We start from the raw sequence: 4,568 nt of genomic DNA, 5'->3' as shown, positions 1-4,568 counted from the left end.
TCCTACCCTTGCGTTTGCGTGATTGCTTAGCTTCAATGACGCTGACATCAATAATGTTGATTGAACCTAGAGAAACAATAATACTGTTTTGTTCTAAATGATGATTGATTTGTTCTAGTAGTGCTTCTAGCAAATTTTCAGTATTGAGTAATTGTCTAAAACGCCAAATGGTGGAATGGTCTGGCACTGCTTCGCTTAAACTTAAATCAATGAAGCGTCTGAACATTAAATCTCTAGCAATTTGTTTTTCTAAGGCTTCATCGCTAAGCGCATACCAAGCCTGAAGAATTAGGATTTTAAACATCATTATGGGTGGATAGGCGCTTGCAGCTGTTTTGGAGGTATAAAGATTTGATAGTGTTTGTTCTATCTCGCCCCAGTTAATGATGTTATGCACATCGTCTAGTTCTGATAGAGATTTATGTTCAATAACAAGAGAATCTGCAAATGAATTTTGTTGGGTGTTTTTCCAAGATATTTTGGGTGTTTTATGGGTGTTGTTTTATCAGATTGGTGGTTTTTTGGTTGGGTTATGCAAAGGTCTCTAATAAATAAAATTTTAAAAACTTATCTCATAATATCAGATATAATCTTAAAATATTAAAACATAAAGAGGGTTCAATGAACTCAATAACTTTCAATACAAACTTTACTCGCATTTTATTATTGAAAATAGCCGTCCTTGCTGTCTTAATCAACACAGCCATTGCAGGCGAAGGCAGTATTGAACTAAACCGCTTTACTGAGGTAGATGTCTCTAGTGCCAATAACGATAGTGGTGGATATTATAATGCGTCAAATCACCCCAACCACAATGCCTTTGCCACTCTTCAAGCCGATGGCTCAATTACAGCGTGGGGTGACTCACGCTATGGAGGCACAGCGCCTTCTGGTAGTGGTTATACCAAGATTTATTCAAGTAGGTATGCCTTTGCCGCCCTTAAAGCCGACGGATCAATCACGGCGTGGGGTGACTCAGGTGCTGGAGGCACACGCGCACCCTCTGGTAAGGGCTATACCAAGATTTATTCAACTAGATTGGCCTTTGCCGCTATTAAGGCCGACGGGTCAATCACGGCGTGGGGTGACTCACGCTATGGAGGCAAAGATGCGCCCTCTGATAAGGGCTATACCAAGATTTATTCAACTGGATATGCCTTTGCCGCCCTTAAAACTGATGGCTCAATCGTGGCGTGGGGTGACTCAAATTCTGGAGGTACAGCGCCCTCTGGTAGTGGCTATACTAAGATTTATTCAACTGGGTATGCCTTTGCCGCTCTTAAAACCGATGGCTCAATCGTGGCGTGGGGTGAATCAAACAGAGGAGGCACAAGTCCCTCTGGTAATGGTTACACCAAGATTTATTCAACTGACTTTGCTTTTGCTGCTATTAAAACCGATGGATCAATTGTGGCGTGGGGTACCCCAGGTAAAGGAAGCACAGCGCCCTCTGGTAGTAGCTATACTAAGATTTATTCAACCAGTGGTGCCTTTGCCGCCCTTAAAACCAATGGGTCAATCGTGGCGTGGGGTGATTCAAGTTTTGGAGGCACAGGTGCACCCTCTGGTAGCTATACCAAGATTTATTCAACTGGGCGTGCCTTTGCTGTCATTAAAACCGATGGATCAATTGCGGCGTGGGGTGGTTCAGTTTATGGAGGTACAGCGCCCTCTGGTAGTAGCTATACTAAGATTTATTCAACCGGGTATGCCTTTGCCGCCCTTAAAACCAATGGCTCAATCGTAGCGTGGGGTGACTCAAGTGCTGGAGGCGCAAGCGCACCCTCTGGTAGTGGCTATACTAAGATTTATTCAACTCAGCTTGCCTTTGTTGCTATTAAAACCGATGGATCAATTGTGGCGTGGGGTAGAGCAACTGCTGGAGGTACTACACCTGCCCCTAATCTTGCGAATGCTACAGGTGCAGACCAAATAGTTATTATTGATTCTGTCATCACAGACATTACTTTTAACAATTCAGGTGGTGCGATTGCCAGTTGTACAGTAACTCCTGCACTGCCAGCTGGCTTGAGTATTGACAGCGCAACTTGCACCATCAGTGGCACCCCAACTGAGGTGAGGGCCCTTAGCGTATACACAGTCACTGCAAAAGATGCTAAAGGTAATACTGGCAGTGCTAGCTTGTCTTTAACGGTGAATACGCCCGCCCCTAATATTGCGAATGTGGCAGACCAGGTAGCTATTATTGGCTCCGCCATCACAGACATTACTTTTAACAATTCAGGTGGTGCGATTGCCAGTTGTACAGTAGCCCCTACATTGCCGGCTGGCTTAAGTATTGACAGTACAACTTGTACCATTAGTGGCACCCCAACTGAGGTGAGGACTCTTAGCGTATACACAGTCACTGCAAAAAATGCCACATATGATAAGGAGGATAGTGCTAGTTTTTCTTTAACAGTGAATGCACCGACCTCTAAACTAAACCGTTTTACTGAGGTGGATGCTTCTAGTGCCAATAATGATAGTGGTGGATATTATAATGCATCAAATGTCCCCAACCACAATGCCTTTGCCACTCTTCAAGCCGATGGCTCAATCAAGGCATGGGGTAGTCCAGGTTATGGAGGCACAGCGCCCTCTGGTAGTGGCTACACTAAGATTTATTCAACTGCGTTTGCCTTTGCCGCCCTTAAAACCGATGGGTCAATCGTGGCGTGGGGTCATTCAAGTTTTGGAGGCACAGGTGCGCCCTCTGGTAGTGGCTATACCAAGATTTACTCAACTATGACTGCCTTTGCCGCTATTAAAACCGATGGGTCAATCAAGGCGTGGGGTGAATTAAATTATGGAGGCTCAGGTGCACCTTCTACTGGTGGCTACACCAAGATTTATTCAAATTCGTCTGCCTTTGCTGCCCTTAAAGCCGACGGAACAATTACGGCGTGGGGCAACCCAAGTTATGGAGGCACAGGTGTACCCTCTGGTAGTGGCTACACTAAGATTTATTCAACTGCGTTTGCCTTTGCTGCCCTTAAAGCCGATGGATCAATTAAGGCATGGGGTGATTCAAATTCTGGAGGTATAAATGCACCCTCTACTGGCGTCTATACCAAGATTTATTCAACTGCGTTTGCCTTCGCTGCCCTTAAAGCCGATGGAACAATCACGGCGTGGGGTGACTCGCGCTATGGAGGCACAGCGCCCTCTGGTAGTGACTATACTAAGATTTATTCAACTGAGTATGCCTTCGCTGCCCTTAAAGCCGATGGATCAATCACGGTGTGGGGTGACTCGCGTTATGGAGGCACAGGTGCGCCCGCTGGTAGTGGCTACACTAAGATTTATTCAACTAGAACTGCTTTTGCTGTCATTAAAACCGATGGAACAATCGCGGTGTGGGGTGACTCGCGTTATGGAGGCTCAAATGCACCCTCTGATAGTGGCTACACTAAGATTTATTCAACTTCGAATGCCTTTGCTGCCATTAAAGCCGATGGAACAATCGCGGCGTGGGGCGCCTCATATTCTGGAGGCGTAGGTGCGCCCGTTGATAATGGTTATATTAAGATTTATTCAACTGGCAGAGCCTTTGTCGCCATTAAAGCCGATGGAACAATCACAAGGTGGGGTCCCTCATATGCTGGAGGCATTACACTCGCCCCTAAGCTTACGACTGCTGTAAATACAAACCAAATGGCTATTATTGGTTCTGCCATCACCAACATTACTTTTAGCAATTCAGGTGGCGCGATTACCAGTTGTACAGTAGCTCCTACACTACCAGCTGGCTTGAGTACTAACAGCGCAACTTGCACCATCAGTGGCACCCCAACTGAGGTGAAGGCTGTTACTCTATATACAGTAACAGCCACCAACACAATAGGTCAAACCGCTACTGCAGGGGTTTATTTAACGATATTACTGGCTGACCCAGCCCCTACAACATTAACTGCAGTTGCCACAGGCGTTCCTAATGAAGTAACGCTATCATGGGCTGGGGTAACCGGTGCAACTGCTTATAGGCTTTATCAAACAACTGATGCCGCCTTTGCAACAGCAGGCAATAGCGACCCTAGTCAATTTTCGGCATACAGTCCAGCAGCCACTTCCACTGATACGACTGCTACCAGTATTACTATGACGCTAAGTGGCACAGCCACCGTTTATTATGTGGTAACAGCAATCAATGGCACTGTTGAATCTTTTAGTAACACCACACCCGTTGCCGCTACCGCACATGCTTTTGAATTTGGCAAGGTTACCTCGTCAACAGGTCAAATATGGATGGATAGAAACCTAGGTGCCAGCCGAGTGGCAACCAGTTCTACCGATCCAGCATCCTATGGTGATTTGTACCAATGGGGTAGACCTGCAGATGGACACCAAATAAGGACATCTGCTATCACAGCAACGCTTGCGGCAAATACCACCCCAGGTCATGCAGATTTTATTACCATAACTGGTTCAGAAGCTCCTTATGATTGGACAATCCCACATACAGGTGATGTTGATGGTGCTTTGCGTAGTGCATTTTTTGCCAAGACTGATGGTAGTGGTATTTGCCCCACGGGTTTTAATGTGCCAACTGAGGCACAACTAAAGGC

Annotated in this window: 2 protein-coding genes; one reads left to right on the top strand and one right to left on the bottom strand. The window is 45.9% G+C overall.

The genetic code is table 11. The features are described from left to right. Positions 1–478: transposase (locus tag BHECKSOX2_RS02100; protein ID WP_425356605.1), on the bottom strand; the 478-nt coding region annotated here is incomplete at its 3' end. 143 nt (positions 479–621) lie between these two features. Here BHECKSOX2_RS02100 and BHECKSOX2_RS02095 point away from each other — a divergent pair. Further along, positions 622–4,568: putative Ig domain-containing protein (locus tag BHECKSOX2_RS02095; RefSeq protein WP_180323615.1), on the top strand; the 3,947-nt coding region annotated here is incomplete at its 3' end.

The organism is thiotrophic endosymbiont of Bathymodiolus puteoserpentis (Logatchev) (assembly GCF_900127505.1).
Lineage (GTDB): Bacteria > Pseudomonadota > Gammaproteobacteria > PS1 > Pseudothioglobaceae > Thiodubiliella.
The sequence above is the reverse complement of the archived record's forward strand: the minus strand, read 5'-3'. Positions and strand labels throughout refer to the sequence as shown.